At 42.5% G+C, this 14,708-nt stretch carries 16 protein-coding genes and 1 tRNA gene; 12 read left to right on the top strand and 5 right to left on the bottom strand.

Going from position 1 to position 14,708, the window contains the following annotated elements; translation table 11 throughout:
• Positions 1-222: 222 nt before the first annotated feature.
• The 5 genes from aceF to KFB94_01590 form a co-directional block, all read right to left on the bottom strand.
• Positions 223-1,566, bottom strand: coding sequence for a dihydrolipoyllysine-residue acetyltransferase (gene aceF / locus KFB94_01610; GenBank protein ID QVL45846.1), 1,344 nt, complete (start codon positions 1,564-1,566; stop codon positions 223-225).
• 22 nt (positions 1,567-1,588) lie between these two features.
• Complete coding sequence (gene aceE / locus KFB94_01605) at positions 1,589-4,258, bottom strand: pyruvate dehydrogenase (acetyl-transferring), homodimeric type (protein QVL45845.1); 2,670 nt, start codon at positions 4,256-4,258, stop codon at positions 1,589-1,591.
• Positions 4,259-4,564: 306 nt separating this feature from the next.
• Positions 4,565-5,356 (bottom strand): sulfite exporter TauE/SafE family protein, encoded by a 792-nt coding sequence (locus KFB94_01600; GenBank protein ID QVL45844.1) that lies wholly within the window; start codon positions 5,354-5,356, stop codon positions 4,565-4,567.
• 24 nt (positions 5,357-5,380) lie between these two features.
• Positions 5,381-5,833 carry a TIGR01244 family phosphatase gene (locus tag KFB94_01595; protein QVL45843.1) on the bottom strand — a complete coding sequence of 151 codons (453 nt, stop codon included), beginning with the start codon at positions 5,831-5,833 and terminating at the stop codon, positions 5,381-5,383.
• 13 nt (positions 5,834-5,846) lie between these two features.
• Positions 5,847-6,158, bottom strand: coding sequence for a winged helix-turn-helix transcriptional regulator (locus KFB94_01590; GenBank protein QVL46520.1), 312 nt, complete (start codon positions 6,156-6,158; stop codon positions 5,847-5,849).
• Between the two features lie 94 nt (positions 6,159-6,252).
• Here KFB94_01590 and KFB94_01585 point away from each other — a divergent pair, with 94 nt between their 5' ends.
• From KFB94_01585 to KFB94_01530, 12 genes are all read left to right on the top strand, one after another.
• Positions 6,253-6,954 carry an MBL fold metallo-hydrolase gene (locus KFB94_01585; GenBank protein ID QVL45842.1) on the top strand — a complete coding sequence of 234 codons (702 nt, stop codon included), beginning with the start codon at positions 6,253-6,255 and terminating at the stop codon, positions 6,952-6,954.
• Between the two features lie 55 nt (positions 6,955-7,009).
• Positions 7,010-7,678: a Crp/Fnr family transcriptional regulator gene (locus KFB94_01580; protein QVL45841.1), complete on the top strand. Its 669-nt coding sequence runs from the start codon at positions 7,010-7,012 to the stop codon at positions 7,676-7,678.
• A 365-nt stretch (positions 7,679-8,043) separates the two neighbouring features.
• Positions 8,044-8,496, top strand: a complete 453-nt coding sequence (locus tag KFB94_01575; protein QVL45840.1) for a hypothetical protein — start codon at positions 8,044-8,046, stop codon at positions 8,494-8,496.
• Positions 8,474-10,186 carry a single-stranded-DNA-specific exonuclease RecJ gene (gene recJ / locus KFB94_01570; GenBank protein ID QVL45839.1) on the top strand — a complete coding sequence of 571 codons (1,713 nt, stop codon included), beginning with the start codon at positions 8,474-8,476 and terminating at the stop codon, positions 10,184-10,186. The genes KFB94_01575 and recJ overlap by 23 nt, the downstream gene beginning before the upstream one ends.
• A 65-nt stretch (positions 10,187-10,251) precedes the next feature.
• Positions 10,252-11,040, top strand: coding sequence for a triose-phosphate isomerase (gene tpiA, locus KFB94_01565; GenBank protein QVL45838.1), 789 nt, complete (start codon positions 10,252-10,254; stop codon positions 11,038-11,040).
• Between the two features lie 34 nt (positions 11,041-11,074).
• On the top strand, positions 11,075-11,437 hold the full coding sequence (secG, locus tag KFB94_01560; GenBank protein ID QVL45837.1) for a preprotein translocase subunit SecG: 363 nt from the start codon (positions 11,075-11,077) through the stop codon (positions 11,435-11,437).
• Between the two features lie 30 nt (positions 11,438-11,467).
• Positions 11,468-11,552 (top strand) — tRNA-Leu (locus KFB94_01555).
• Positions 11,553-11,808: 256 nt separating this feature from the next.
• Entirely contained in the window at positions 11,809-12,138 is a 330-nt protein-coding gene (locus tag KFB94_01550) for an NADH-quinone oxidoreductase subunit A (protein ID QVL45836.1), read from the top strand.
• A 47-nt stretch (positions 12,139-12,185) separates the two neighbouring features.
• Complete coding sequence (locus KFB94_01545) at positions 12,186-12,662, top strand: NADH-quinone oxidoreductase subunit B (GenBank protein QVL45835.1); 477 nt, start codon at positions 12,186-12,188, stop codon at positions 12,660-12,662.
• A 28-nt stretch (positions 12,663-12,690) separates the two neighbouring features.
• Positions 12,691-13,287 (top strand): NADH-quinone oxidoreductase subunit C, encoded by a 597-nt coding sequence (locus KFB94_01540; protein QVL45834.1) that lies wholly within the window; start codon positions 12,691-12,693, stop codon positions 13,285-13,287.
• Positions 13,280-13,426 carry a hypothetical protein gene (locus KFB94_01535; protein QVL45833.1) on the top strand — a complete coding sequence of 49 codons (147 nt, stop codon included), beginning with the start codon at positions 13,280-13,282 and terminating at the stop codon, positions 13,424-13,426. The genes KFB94_01540 and KFB94_01535 overlap by 8 nt, the downstream gene beginning before the upstream one ends.
• Positions 13,426-14,679: an NADH-quinone oxidoreductase subunit D gene (locus tag KFB94_01530; GenBank protein ID QVL45832.1), complete on the top strand. Its 1,254-nt coding sequence runs from the start codon at positions 13,426-13,428 to the stop codon at positions 14,677-14,679. Before KFB94_01535 ends, KFB94_01530 begins: the two co-directional genes overlap by 1 nt.
• Positions 14,680-14,708 lie beyond the last annotated feature (29 nt).

Below are 14,708 nucleotides of genomic sequence, written 5' to 3'. Positions count from 1 at the left end.
TTTAATTAAGTTACTGTGATGATGGCGCGCCTAGCCGATAATTTTTTGCAAAAGGTACCGTGAGCGCCGACTAGTTGATACTAGTCGCATTTATTGTCGTTCAGATCAGTCTTGGTTGTTAAACACACATTGCTTAAAAGCTACTCAGCTACATGGTTAAAAGCGATTTACTTTAGTGATGAATACGTTAAAAAAAGGCACCAAAGTGCCTTTTTTATTCGTTTATAGCAACAACCTTCTAACATCACTTAACATCATTCTTAAGTGGCTGGTGAAACGTGCGCCATCAGCTCCATCAATCACGCGGTGGTCGTATGAGAGAGACAGTGGCAAGATTAGGCGTGGCTCAAATCCTTTTGTTTCTTTGTTATAGACTGGCTGCATGCTAGATCTTGATACACCTAGAATGGCGACTTCTGGGCAATTGATGATGGGAGTAAACATAGTGCCACCAATCCCGCCTAGGCTAGAAATGGTAAAACAGCCGCCTTGCATTTCTTCTACTTTTAATTTTCGTTCACGTGCTTTAGCTGATAAATCCATTAAATCGGCAGCAATTTCGAGCACATCTTTACTTTGTACGTCTCTAACAACAGGCACCACTAAACCATCTGGCGTATCGCAGGCAAAACCTATGTTGTAATAACTTTTTAAGATTAGGTTATCGCCATCTGGAGAGAGCGATGCGTTAAAGTTTGGATAGGCTTTGAGTGCATTGACTGATGCTTTGATTAAAAACGCCAACATGGTGAGTTTTACGCCACGTTTTTCGGCATCCGCTTGCATGGATTTGCGGAAATCTTCTAAATCCGTAATGTCTGCTTCGTCAAATTGCGTCACATGTGGTGCCGTGACCCAGTTGCGATGTAAGTTAGCACCAGATAGTTTTTTGATGCGGGACAATGGTTGCGTGGTGATAGAACCAAACTTGCTAAAATCAATGACTGGCATGGCTAACGTACTTAATGCACTGCCACCAGATGCCATGCTGTCCGAACGCGGCTTTGCTAACTCGCCTTTTACATATTCTTGTACGTCATTATTTAAAATTCTATTTTTAGGGCCAGAGCCTTTGACTAATTTAAGATCTACACCTAACTCGCGTGCAAATTTACGGACAGATGGGCTAGCATGCGAGCTTACTTCTCTGTTGGTATCAACATGCGCGCCAACAGGCGCTGGTTTAGCAACTGGTTGTACTTGTTTTGGTGGTTCTGGGGCAGGGCGTGTTGGTTCTGGAATATCCGATTTTGGTATTTCCTTAACAGGTGCTGGTGCCTCTTCTTTAGCTGGAGCAACCTCTACTGTTTTTGTTTCAACTGCCGTATCACTCACCTCTAGCGTAATGATTAAGTGGCCTTCTGCAATTTTATCGCCTACTTTAACTTTAACCTCTTTTACTACGCCGGCCTCAGGTGATGGAATATCCATAGAAGCTTTATCAGATTCAACGGTGACTAAAGAATCATCGGCGGCGATTGTGTCGCCGGGTGAAACTAGCACTTCAATAATATCAACCGACTCAAAATCACCAATATCTGGCACTAAAATATCTTTTACACTCATTTATTTACTCCGAACCAACCACTTAAACAGTACTTGGGTTTGGTTTATTTGGATTAAGCTTGTATTTTTTCACTGCTTCAGCCACTTTCGCTGCAGGCAGTTTTCCTTCATCACTTAGCGCTTTTAAGGCTGCAATGACGATATAGTAGCGGTCAACTTCAAAAAAATCACGCAAGGCTTCACGACTGTCAGATCGGCCATACCCATCCGTGCCTAGTGCAACAAATCGATTAGGAACAAACCGTTGAATTTGCTCAGCAAAGCTCTTCATGTAATCCGTAGAAGCAATCACTGGGCCTTTTGCCTCTTTTAAACATTCAGCAACATAACTAACACGTTGTTTTTTGTCTGGGTTTAACATATTCCAACGATCGCAATCTAAACCTTCACGACGTAATTCGGTAAAGCTAGGCGCGCTCCACACGTCTGCGGCAACGCCCCAGTCTTTTTCTAATAAATCTGCAGCGGCAATCACTTCACGTAAAATCACACCGCTACCCATTAATTGTACTTTTTCACCTTTTGCTTTTGATTTGCTAAAGCTATACATGCCTTTAAGAATACCAGCCTCGCAGCCTTTTGGCATGGCAGGGTGGCTGTAGTTTTCATTCATCAGTGTGATGTAGTAATACACATCTTCTTGGTTTTGTACCATGCGACGCAAACCTTCTTGAATAATCACGGCTAATTCATACGAAAAGGTAGGGTCGTAAGAGATGCAATTCGGAATGGTTGCCGATAACAAATGGCTATGACCATCTTCATGTTGCAAACCTTCACCATTCAATGTGGTGCGACCCGCTGTCGCGCCAAGTAAGAAGCCTCGTGCGCGGCTATCACCTGCTGCCCATGCAAAGTCGCCGATGCGTTGGAAGCCAAACATTGAGTAGTAAATATAAAACGGAATCATCTGCGTCCCGCTTACGCTATAGGATGTTGCCGCTGCCAGCCAGCTCGAAAACGCACCAGCTTCGTTGATGCCTTCTTCAAGAATTTGTCCCGTTTTCAATTCCTTGTAATACATCACTTGGTCAGAGTCTTGTGGCTCATATAATTGACCAATGGAAGAGTAAATGCCCAGTTGACGGAACATTCCCTCCATACCAAAGGTGCGTGCTTCATCTGGCACGATAGGCACAACAAATTTGCCAATTTCTTTATCGCGTACCAAGGTTGATAGAATTCTTACAAACGCCATGGTCGTAGAGATTTCACGCTCACCAGTATCGCCGAGCATATTCTCAAATGCTGATAACTGCGGCACCGTTAATTCATTGCCTTTTTGACGACGTTTAGGAACGTGTCCGCCCATCGCAGCGTTGCGTTCAGCAATGTATTGTATCTCTGGGCTATCTGGCGCTGGTTTGTAATACGACAATTTTTCAACTTGCTCATCGGTGAGAGGTAAGTCAAAACGATCGCGGAATTTCTTCAACGACTCAATATCCATGCTCTTTTGTTGATGCGTGGTATTTTGACCTTCGCCCGCATCGCCCATGCCATAACCTTTAACGGTTTTAGCTAAAATAACAGTGGGCTGGCCTTTGTGATTGACTGCAGCATTATAGGCCGCATACACTTTGTGTGGGTCATGACCGCCGCGATTTAAACGCCAAATATCGCTGTCAGACATGGCCGCAACCATTTCTTTTAGCTCTGGGTATTTGCCAAAGAAATGTTCACGCGTATAGGCGCCACCTTTTTGTTTGAAGTTTTGATACTCACCATCCACACACTCTTCCATGCGTTTTTTGAGCAAACCATCCTTATCCATTGCCAATAATGGATCCCAATAGGAACCCCAAACAACTTTCAGTGCATTCCAGCCAGCGCCGCGGAAGTTTGATTCAAGCTCTTGAATAATTTTGCCATTGCCACGAACAGGCCCGTCAAGGCGCTGTAAGTTACAGTTAATAACGAAAATAAGATTGTCTAGATTTTCACGTGCAGCGAGTGAGATCGCACCTTGAGATTCAGGTTCGTCCATTTCACCATCACCACAGAACACCCACACTTTACGGTCGCTGGTGTCAGCAATGCCGCGATCGTGCAAATATTTTAAAAAGCGTGCTTGGTAAATACCTGCCAACGGACCAATACCCATTGATACCGTTGGAAACTGCCAGAAATCTGGCATTAGCCATGGGTGAGGATAGCTTGATAAACCATTGCCACCCGTTTCTTGGCGGAAATTGTCTAGCTGTTCTTCAGAAATTCGACCCTCTAAATAAGCACGTGCATATACGCCGGGAGAGGAGTGACCTTGGAAATAAATACAGTCACCGCCAAAATTTTCATTTGCGGCACGGAAAAAGTGATTAAAACCTACATCATATAAAGTCGCTGCAGATTGAAAGCTAGCAATATGTCCTCCAACGCCAGGTGATTTTTCGTTGGCACGAAGCACCGTCATAATTGCGTTCCAGCGAACCAGTGCGCGAATGCGGCGTTCCATTTCCGGATCGCCAGGCAGTTTTGCCTGTAAATGCGTTGGGATGGTATTCACATAAGCAGTAGTTGCGTTGTAAGGTAAGTTGCTACCTGAGCGGCGCGCTTGATCAATCATCGCTTCCAGTAGAAAGTGAGCGCGCTCTGTACCTTCGTTTTGAATGACGGATGATAAGGCATCCAACCACTCTTGCGTTTCTTGCGGGTCTGTTTCACTTAAGCGTGTTTGTGGATTCGTTGCCATGCTTTGAGATTTCTCCGTGTTGTTGTTGGTGCAATCATTTTTGAACGGTTGACGCAACGATAACGTGAATTGAGTTGTTCTTTATTAAAGCGATAGTTTCGCTTTAATACGCATTTTGGTCAAGTTAAAACAGCCGTTTGCCGGCGTGATTCGTGATGTTTTAAGGGCTGATTAGTGATAATTACTTTTTCACAATTGTCATTAAAATTGAGCTAAAAGCATCTAAATGTCAGTAAAATGCAGTAATAAGATAAAATTTTGTAATTTAATGCTGCTTTAAATGTGATCAATGAAGTCCATTTTTGTTCAAACTAAGCGTTTAAATACTAAGCTGGCTGCTGCTATAAGACACAATATTGCAAAGCTGCGCTGTGCAAAATGTTTGGGTATTTGATGGCTCACTTTTTCGCTAATGATTAACATGGTGAGTGTGGTGCTAAGGGCAAATGGTATCGCAGCAGACCATATAATGTTATTGCTATGAAGATGACTTGCAACACTACTAATAGCAATGATAGAAACGATACTGAGTGTGGTAGCAATCACCGTTTGATGACTGAAATTACTCACCTTGTGCAAGCTTGGCACAATGATAAACCCGCCTCCAACGCCCAATAGACCTGACATAAAACCTGTTATCGCCCCAGTTCCGATAAGACTTCTTGTGCAAGATGCCGTCCAAAATAATCGAGATGTCACTGGATTAAGCATACAGACAGGTGTTGGCCTAAGCGTGTGATCAGTTTCATGTTGCCTTGCTTGCCGCCACGATTGCATACCAATAAAAAAAAGTGCAGTCACTAATACAAGACTTAACAGCTGGTCAGAAGCATGCGCTGCTAATTTAACCCCAATAGGTGCTAATGCAATGCCGATAGATGCAATCAATAGGGCAGTTTTATAACGAACCGTTCCTTTTCTTAAGCCCTGAATAGCGCCAACACCTGAGGCCATCAAAACGGCTATTAATGCAATAGGCGCTGCTTGAAAAATAGAAATCGGTAAAAAGAATACCAATAAAGGAATAGCCAGCATTGTACCACCAGCGCCAGTGAGCGCTAGCATCAATCCAATCAATGAGCCTAATATTGCACTCATTATTTCTATTGAAAATACCATTATCTATTTGTTGGTATTGGCGATTTTTCGATATAGTTTGGTGAGTAAACACTTGTTTGCAAAAAAATCACTGACTTTTTGCGTAAGCCAATGTTGGCTCTCTGCATTTGGATTGTTTTTCTGCTCAGCAAATCTGTAAAGGCTAGCGGCGCGCATACCTGATTTACAAAACCCTAGCATTGGCTTGGGTGCATCAGAAACAAAACGCGCGCAGGCTTCAATAGCATCAGCTTGAATATTGTTTGGCACAACAGGAATATGTACATAGCTTAAACCAGCTTGCGCTGCTGCCTTTTGCATAATCTCACTGGAAGGCTGCGTATTGCCGCCTTCGTTATCAGGACGCGCATTGATAATAGACTTAAAGCCAAGTTTTGCAATCTCTGCCATATCTTCTGGATTGAGTTGGGGAGAGCTGCTAAATTGATCGGTGTGTTTTGTGACTGTTAAAGCCATGATATTCCTTTCATTATTGATGTAGTTTACAAATTTGCTCGGCTAGCACATCAATAATCGCGAGTGCTGGCTTGCTAGCAACGGTGTAAAAAATATTTTTTCCTTCTCGGCGTGTTTGCACCACTTGATTCTCACGTAGTACTGTCAATTGTTGTGAAAGCGTTGGTTGTTGTATCCCAGTTAATGTTTCCAGCTCACCTACTGACTTTTCGCCTTGTGAAAGCTGACATAACAACATTAGCCTATCTGGGTTCGCTAATACCTTCATTAAGCTAGTTGCGATATCCGCCGATTCTCGCAATACCGCTAAATAATCAGCTGTCATTTTTTGTGTCATCGTCGTTGCCATTCAATTTACTTATTTACATTATATATATAAATATATTATTATTCAATATAATTTTGAAATGGAGAAAGTAATGTTTAAACAACTATTTGATGAGGCGACTTCTACATTAACGTATTTAATTGCGGATGACGTAACAAAAAAGGCGGTGATTATCGACGCAGTGAGTGAGCATATTGATGACTATTTATTGTTAATTGAGCAACATGGACTCAAGCTTCAATATGCGTTAGAAACGCATGTACACGCCGACCACATTACGGCGGGTGGCGAGCTTAGACGTCGGTTAGGCGCACAAGTAGGTGTTGGTGAGCAATGTGGCGCAGTCTGCGCTGATATTCAATTAAACGATGGGGATGTGTTGTCTTTTGGGGAAGAGCAGATAACTGTTATTGCTACGCCAGGACACACTGCCGGAAGCGTTTCTTTTTTATGGAGAAATCAATTATTTACGGGTGATGCTTTATTAATCAATGGCTGTGGCCGTACTGATTTCCAGAACGGCGATGCCGGCATGCTGTTTGATAGCATAGTCAATGAGTTGTTTGTTTTGCCAAATGAAACTTTGGTTTATCCAGCACACGATTATCAAGGCCATCGCGTCAGTAATATTGCACAAGAGAAGTTAATCAATCCGCGCCTTGCAAACAAAACTAAAGCTGAGTTTATTGCAATTATGACCAAGTTAAACTTACCAAAACCTCGATTAATTGATATCGCAGTGCCTGCAAACCAATATTGCGGTCTGCCCGAAAGCTGCACTTTGCAAGGGTAATGTTATCTTTTTACATTTAGGGCTACAATCATAGCAATATCAATTGGAGTACTACATGCAAACTGCAATACAGAACTTGGACTGGCTGGCCGCTTTTCCCGACTTGGCACAGCTAGAACAACCCGCTAAAGATATTCTTCTAAGATACGCACGCATTGTAGAAGCGCCAGTTGGCACGATTGGTTATCGCGAGGGAGGCCCTTGTGGCGCCTATGTGATGCGTCTTGCAGGGCGCTCACGTGTATTTAAAGTGTCATCAAGTGGTCGCGAAATATTACTTTATCGTGTGCAAGCTGGCGAGACATGTGTGATTACAACTACTTGCCTATTGGGAAATAGTGATTATCCGGCTTCAACGATCGTGGAAGAGGCCATTAAAGATGTGATTGTGCCATCTGCAGCCTTTAATCAGCTGATGATTGATTCAAAAGTATTTCGTACATTTGTCATGACGAATTATGGCGCTTTAATTATTGATTTAATTGTGTTGTTGGATGAGGTGGCATTTCATCATTTAGATACACGTTTAGCAAAGCTATTACTAGAAGCGGGCACGGATCATGTGAAAAGAACGCATCAACAAATTGCAGATGAGTTAGGCACTGCACGTGAAGTCATTAGTCGACAGGTTAAGCGGTTTGAACAAAAACAATGGGTGGCGCTTGGCCGCGGTCAAGTAGAAATCCTCGACCGTACTGCCTTGACTAAATTGGCGCAAAGTTAATCATCCCGATTCATGCATGCGGCTGTGTTTCAGAGCTGACATATAGATATTGATAAATTGATTAACGCTGATTAGAACTAGCTTTAAGCGTCAGTATAGGCTTAACGGCATGCAATGCTGTTATGTTTCTCAAAAAGCAGATTAGGTACTTGTCAAGCCAAGCTAACTTGAGGATGAGGGCGTGCATCGATGGCGTATCTATCAATGTTTAGAATAAAATTTAAAGTATCCTGATGCTGCAATAGGTTTTTTATTATCCGTCAGATGGCATTCGGCTGCTTTATAATCCAATCACATTTAATTAGGCGAAAAAATTGCTAAGCACTATTTATCAACAACTCCGAGCACGTTTTAAAAAGCCCGAAATGAATGCCGCACAGGCTTGGCGATTATATGGTGGAGAAGCGGAACATCGATTTTGGCTATTTGCCACACCAGTGAATATGGTGTTAGGACGCGATAGCTATTTTCTAACTGACCCTGCCACCACCCCAGTCAGCCATGAGGAAAGTATGGCATTGATTGAAAGTTTAAATACACATTTTGATTGTTTAGGTGTTTGTTTTTATTTAGTTAATAACATTTGGTTTTTAGGTTTGGATAAAAATCCTGAAATCACCACAACAAATATTAATATAGTCAGCAATCAAGATATTGCACACCACTTTGCGCAGGGGAAGGGTGCGTTGGCTTGGCATCAATTACAAAATGAGATTCAAATGTTGTTATTTAGTCATCCTGTGAATCAAGTGCGTGAAGCACAAGGTTCGCCTGTTATCAATAGCTTGTGGTGTTATGGCTTGGGCGAGGTTGATTAATCACGTGCGCAAAACAATTATAAAAAGACAAATTAATGATGTGGCGTTCGCTAGGTTGGTTGAGTCAGGCATTTCGCCTTTGTTGGCCCGCCTTTATGCGGCGCGTGGTGTTAAAGAAGATGACACATTAAGTGCGTCGCTCAATCATATTATCCCACCGAATCAATTAACCAATAGTGTCGTGATGGCAAAACTATTGGCCGCTGCCATTGCCGATAAGAAAAAAATCTTAATTATTGGCGACTATGATGCTGATGGGGCAACTGCGACGGCCGTTGCTGTAAAAGGCTTGCTCAGCATGGGTGCGCAAGTTGATTTTTTAGTGCCTAATCGGTTTGAATATGGCTATGGCTTAACGCCAAAAATTGTGCAGCTTGCCGCCACAATGCAGCCCGACGTCATTGTGACAGTGGACAATGGGATTGCCAGTGTTGATGGCGTGTTAGCAGCAAATGAATTGGGTATTCAAGTCTTGATTACGGATCACCACTTGCCGGGCGATGAAACGCCACAAGCTGCCTGTATTGTAAACCCCAACCAACAAGGTTGTGATTTTCCCAGTAAACATCTGGCTGGCGTTGGGGTAATGTTTTATGTATTACTTGCTTTAAGAGCTGAATTGCGCGAGCGCGGTATGTTTATGAGCACGCCAGCGCCAAATTTAACAGAGTTATTAGATTTAGTGGCGTTAGGCACAGTAGCAGATTTGGTGAAATTAGATGCGAATAATCGTATTTTGGTGGAGCAAGGTTTACGCCGCATTCGTGCAGGTGCTTGTTGTCCAGGTATTAGTGCTTTGTTAAAAGTAGCAGGGCGTCAGCAGGCGCAAGTGACTGCGCAGGATTTGGGTTTTTATGTAGGACCGCGCTTAAATGCGGCAGGCCGCTTGGACGATATGCGTTTGGGTATTCAATGTTTATTGGCGGGTGAGGATGAGGCGTTAGTGCTTGCGCAGTCGTTACACGATTTAAATGCAGAGCGACGTAGTATTGAATCTAGTATGCAAGATGACGCGCTAGCAAGTTTGGATGCGATTAGCGTTGGCGATCAATATACCATTAGTCTGTATGAGCCAAGTTGGCATCAGGGCGTGGTCGGTATTTTAGCGTCGCGGATTAAAGAGCAATACCATCGCCCCGTGATTGCTTTTGCAGCAATCGACGATGGTTTGCTAAAAGGTTCGGGTCGCTCAATTCCAGGTTTGCATTTACGTGATGCTTTAGATATGGTCACTAAACGTCATCCTGGCCTTGTTGTGACTTTTGGTGGACATGCCATGGCTGCAGGGTTGAGTATTTACCAAGATCAGTTATTTAATTTTCAGCATGCTTTTGAAGCTGTAGTACGTGAATTGCTGATGCCGGCTGATTTGCAAGCGTTGATTGAAACTGATGGTGGTTTTGACACGTCAGAAATAACGCTAGAAAACGCACAATTATTAGCTAATCAAGTATGGGGGCAAGGTTTTGCCCCTCCGCTATTTAGTGATGTGTTTTCATTGATTAACCAGCGCATCGTTGGCGGTAAACACTTAAAAGTCTTGTTGGAAAAGCAAGGTAAGCGCTTTGACGCAATTTTTTTTGGACAAACAGAACTATTGCCCGCACAACTAGAAGTCGTTTATCAGTTGCAGGTGAACACTTATAACGGTGTTCAATCAGTACAGTTACAGTTATTGCATATAGTTTGATAGGTTGTTGAACCTTAAAATCTTAGCGCCAAAATAGCGCTTGCCTGCTATATAATGACGCTTGTATGAAAACAGCCATCAAAAAAAATGCTAAAAAATTTGTCATTGCCAACTGGAAGATGCATGGTAATCTTCAACAAAATGCAGCGTTATTAAGCAGTTATGTTCATTTGCTTAATGGTTTAAAAGAGACTCAAGTAGTGGTGTGCGTGCCTTACCCTTATTTAGCCCAGGCTCAAAGTCTTTTGCAAAATACCGATATTGCTTGGGGAGCACAAAACTTAGCCAAAAATGAAAATGGACCTTTTACAGGAGAGGTCAGTGCCAAAATGTTGCGAGATTTTGGATGTGACTATGTCATATTAGGCCATTCAGAGCGTGCGACAGCTTATTGCGAGTCTGATGAAAATATTGCACAAAAATTTATGATTGCTAAACAGCATGGCATTACGCCTGTATTGTGTGTAGGTGAAACGCTTATTGAGCGTGAAGCTGGCGTTATGGAATTGAAAGTCGGTAAGCAACTAGATGCAATTATTGATTTATACGGCGCGAATGCCTTCACTGGAGCAATTATTTCTTATGAGCCTATTTGGGCTATTGGTACAGGCTTGGCAGCTTTGCCAGAACAAGCAAAAGCAATGCATCAATTCATCTCAGATAAGTTAACAAAGATGAATGCGCTTGAAAAAAATAGTGTAAAAATTCTGTACGGAGGAAGCGTAAATCCGCAAAATGCGTTACAATTATTTAGAGTTGAAAATATAGATGGTGGGCTAATCGGCAAGTGTTCGCTTAGTGCACAAGAATTTCAAGGTATTTGTCAAGCAGCAGAAATGTCTATCAATGGATAGATGGATGTTTGGTAGAGAATTTTATAGGTAGAAAATGGAAAACATGATCACAGTCGTCCATGTGCTGGCGGCGGCAAGTTTAATTGGTTTAATTTTATTACAGCACGGCAAAGGTGCTGATATGGGAGCCGCTTTTGGTAGCGGTGCATCTGGTAGTTTATTTGGGGTCAGTGGCTCATCAAATTTTTTAAGTCGCGCAACATCATTAAGTGTGATTGTTTTTTTTGCGACTAGTTTGGCGTTGGCTTATATAGCCAGTCATAAATCAAATGCAGGTAGTGTGATTAAGGCGGTACCGGCTGTCGTGCAAACAATACCCACCGAATCTGCTGGTGCCGAAGCGGTGCCAAATGAAACATTGCCAGCGGCTGGTTCTGCTGAGGACGTGCCAAACTAATCTTGGACGGTGGTGTCGTAAACTTAACATGCCGTCGTGGTGGAATTGGTAGACACGCTATCTTGAGGGGGTAGTGACGAAAGTCGTGAGAGTTCGAGTCTCTCCGTCGGCACCAAAGTTAGTTGTTTGCAGTATAATTTTTATGTTTGAGATAATTAACGTTATTTGAGTAAAGATGGCATTAAATTGTCATAATTTAACGTTACTATATCGTTAGTAAAAAATGGACGTAGATCCATAGCAGTTTTCTGGGGAGTGAGCTGTTTTAAGGTAGAATAAAGTTGTTGTGCTAAGCGCATATGTGCTTAGTTGTTGATTGATGTAATAAAGCTCAGGACGCACTTTTGCTAGAAAACTACTTTCCAATTTTAATGTTCATACTTGTCGGGTTAGGCGTAGGTCTAGGTCCGCTTATCCTTGGTAAACTGGTTTCACCGCATAAACCAGATGCCGAAAAAAATTCACCATATGAATGTGGCTTTGAAGCCTTCGAAGATGCGCGCATGAAGTTCGATGTTCGTTATTATTTGGTTGCTATTCTGTTTATTTTATTTGATTTAGAAATCGCATTCTTATTCCCATGGGCTGTAGTTTTACAAGATATCGGACTTTTCGGCTTTCTGGCTATGATGGTATTTTTGTTCGTATTGGTGATCGGCTTTATCTATGAGTGGAAAAAAGGTGCACTAGAATGGGATTAATCATAGAGATTCATTTAAATGTTCATTTTGTATTGGGATTGATCTAAGTGGGTATCGAAGGTGTATTAGAAAAAGGATTTGTGACTACATCGCTGGATACAGTGATTAATTACACACGTACAGGTTCGATGTGGCCAATGACGTTTGGCTTAGCTTGCTGCGCAGTTGAGATGATGCACGCAGGTGCGGCACGCTATGATCTTGACCGTTTTGGCATTGTGTTTCGCCCAAGTCCGCGCCAGTCTGATGTGATGATTGTAGCAGGTACGCTAGTGAATAAAATGGCACCTGCTTTGCGAAAAGTGTATGACCAAATGGCTGAGCCGCGTTGGGTAATTTCTATGGGTAGTTGTGCTAATGGCGGTGGTTACTATCATTACTCTTATGCCGTGGTGCGCGGTTGTGACCGCATTGTCCCCGTTGATGTTTATGTGCCTGGCTGTCCGCCAACAGCAGAGGCATTGCTGTTTGGTATTATCCAATTGCAGAAAAAAATTAAACGAACGAACACAATTGCACGCTAAATATACAGAAAACTAACCAGTTAAAAATATGTCAACAAAGTTAAATGAATTATCAGCGCAACTTAAATTAGCCCTTAATGCAGGCTTGGTTAAGTTAACTGAAGATTTGAACGAAATTACCATAGAATGTAAAGCCAAGAACCTACTCGACGTCTGCATTCGTTTGCGTGATCATGGTGAGCTAAAGTTTGAGCAGTTAATCGACTTATGTGGCGTAGATTATAGTGAATTTCAAGATGGATTGTGGGATGGGCAGCGCTATGCAGTAGTGCTTCACTTGCTTTCTGTTTCGCTTAATCAGCGTGTGCGTTTGCGCGTGTTTGCGGTAGATGATGACTTTCCTGTGTTACCAACGCTCGTGGATGTATGGCCAGTGGCAAATTGGTTTGAACGTGAAGCCTTTGATCTGTTTGGTATTATGTTTGAAAATCATCCTGATTTGCGTCGCATACTGACTGACTATGGCTTTGTTGGGCATCCATTCCGTAAAGACTTTCCAATGATTGGTCATGTAGAAATGCGCTACGATCCCGAGCAACAACGCGTTGTGTATCAGCCGGTTTCTATTGAATTACGCAACAATGTACCTCGTGTGATTCGTGATGAAGGAGTACATAATGGCTGAGATACACATTAAAACAATAAGTTTTAACTTATGCCGTGCAATTACATTGGACTTAACTTCGCTACGCGAGTTAGGCTACACTGAAATTCATCCTGATTTTTTTGATGTTTGTATGCAATCTGTAAGCGAGAAGGTGTAATGGCCGAGATACATAATTACACAATGAATTTTGGGCCGCAGCATCCAGCTGCGCATGGCGTTTTGCGTTTGGTATTGGAGTTAGATGGTGAAGTGATTCAGCGCGCTGATCCACATATCGGTTTATTGCATCGCGCGACAGAAAAACTAGCTGAAAATCGTACCTATCTACAATCTGTTCCGTATATGGACAGACTTGATTATGTGTCGATGATGTCAAACGAGCATGCTTATGTCATGGCGATTGAAAAAATGCTTGGATTAGAGGTGCCGATTCGTGCGCAATATATCCGTGTTATGTTTGATGAAATTACACGTATTTTGAATCATTTATTATGGATCGGTGCGCACGGTATTGATTTAGGTGCGATGACAATGTTTATTTACGCTTTCCGCGAGCGTGAAGATTTGTTTGATATGTATGAAGCGGTATCTGGGGCACGTATGCATGCCGCTTATTATCGCCCAGGTGGTGTTTATCGTGATTTGCCAAATCGTATGCCACAACACGAAACGACCAAGTTTCGCAGTAAAGCGCAAATTAATCAGTTAAATGAAAATCGTCAAGGTTCTTTGCTTGATTTTATCGAAGACTTTACCAATCGCTTTCCTAAACATGTTGATGAGTATGAAACGTTGCTAACAGATAACCGTATTTGGAAGCAACGTACTGTTGGTATTGGCGTTGTTTCGCCAGAGCGCGCTTTGGCGTTGGGCTTTACTGGTCCGATGTTGCGTGGTTCAGGTATTGAATGGGATCTGCGCCGTAAACAGCCATATGAAGTGTATGACAAATTGGATTTTGATATTCCTGTTGGCGTGAATGGTGATAGTTACGATCGCTACTTGGTGCGGATGGAAGAGTTTCGCCAATCGAATCATATTATTAAACAATGTGTGGACTGGTTGCGCAAAAATCCTGGCCCAGTCATTACCAGCGACAATAAAATCGCGCCGCCTAATCGTGAAAACATGAAAACCAATATGGAAGACATGATTCATCACTTTAAGTTATTCACCGAAGGATTCCATGTGCCTAAGAGTGAAGCCTATGCTGCTGTTGAGCATCCAAAAGGTGAGTTTGGTATTTATATGATTTCTGACGGCGCCAACAAACCCTATCGTTTAAAAATAAGAGCGCCAGGCTTTGCTCACATTTCATCCATGGATGAAATGTGCCGTGGACATATGTTGGCAGACTTGGTGGCGATTATCGGCACACAAGATATTGTATTTGGAGAAATTGATCGTTGAAGATGCAAATGTGCGTGATGAATGTCACA

The organism is Methylophilaceae bacterium (assembly GCA_018398995.1).
Classification (GTDB): Bacteria; Pseudomonadota; Gammaproteobacteria; order Burkholderiales; family Methylophilaceae.
Note: the sequence above shows the minus strand (reverse complement) of the source record. Positions and strands in the feature narration are given on the sequence as shown.

What these genes read in the sequence shown, in the direction of transcription:
- recJ (QVL45839.1), top strand. Translation starts at nt 8,474, where the DNA reads ATGGCTTGGGCGAGGTTGATTAATCACGTGCGCAAAACAATTATAAAA.
- aceE (QVL45845.1), bottom strand. Translation starts at nt 4,258, where the DNA reads ATGGCAACGAATCCACAAACACGCTTAAGTGAAACAGACCCGCAAGAA.
- KFB94_01530 (QVL45832.1), top strand. Translation starts at nt 13,426, where the DNA reads ATGGCCGAGATACATAATTACACAATGAATTTTGGGCCGCAGCATCCA.
- KFB94_01585 (QVL45842.1), top strand. Translation starts at nt 6,253, where the DNA reads ATGTTTAAACAACTATTTGATGAGGCGACTTCTACATTAACGTATTTA.
- secG (QVL45837.1), top strand. Translation starts at nt 11,075, where the DNA reads ATGGAAAACATGATCACAGTCGTCCATGTGCTGGCGGCGGCAAGTTTA.
- KFB94_01590 (QVL46520.1), bottom strand. Translation starts at nt 6,158, where the DNA reads ATGACAGCTGATTATTTAGCGGTATTGCGAGAATCGGCGGATATCGCA.
- aceF (QVL45846.1), bottom strand. Translation starts at nt 1,566, where the DNA reads ATGAGTGTAAAAGATATTTTAGTGCCAGATATTGGTGATTTTGAGTCG.
- KFB94_01575 (QVL45840.1), top strand. Translation starts at nt 8,044, where the DNA reads ATGAATGCCGCACAGGCTTGGCGATTATATGGTGGAGAAGCGGAACAT.
- KFB94_01580 (QVL45841.1), top strand. Translation starts at nt 7,010, where the DNA reads ATGCAAACTGCAATACAGAACTTGGACTGGCTGGCCGCTTTTCCCGAC.
- KFB94_01535 (QVL45833.1), top strand. Translation starts at nt 13,280, where the DNA reads ATGGCTGAGATACACATTAAAACAATAAGTTTTAACTTATGCCGTGCA.
- KFB94_01600 (QVL45844.1), bottom strand. Translation starts at nt 5,356, where the DNA reads ATGAGTGCAATATTAGGCTCATTGATTGGATTGATGCTAGCGCTCACT.
- tpiA (QVL45838.1), top strand. Translation starts at nt 10,252, where the DNA reads ATGAAAACAGCCATCAAAAAAAATGCTAAAAAATTTGTCATTGCCAAC.
- KFB94_01550 (QVL45836.1), top strand. Translation starts at nt 11,809, where the DNA reads ATGTTCATACTTGTCGGGTTAGGCGTAGGTCTAGGTCCGCTTATCCTT.
- KFB94_01595 (QVL45843.1), bottom strand. Translation starts at nt 5,833, where the DNA reads ATGGCTTTAACAGTCACAAAACACACCGATCAATTTAGCAGCTCTCCC.
- KFB94_01540 (QVL45834.1), top strand. Translation starts at nt 12,691, where the DNA reads ATGTCAACAAAGTTAAATGAATTATCAGCGCAACTTAAATTAGCCCTT.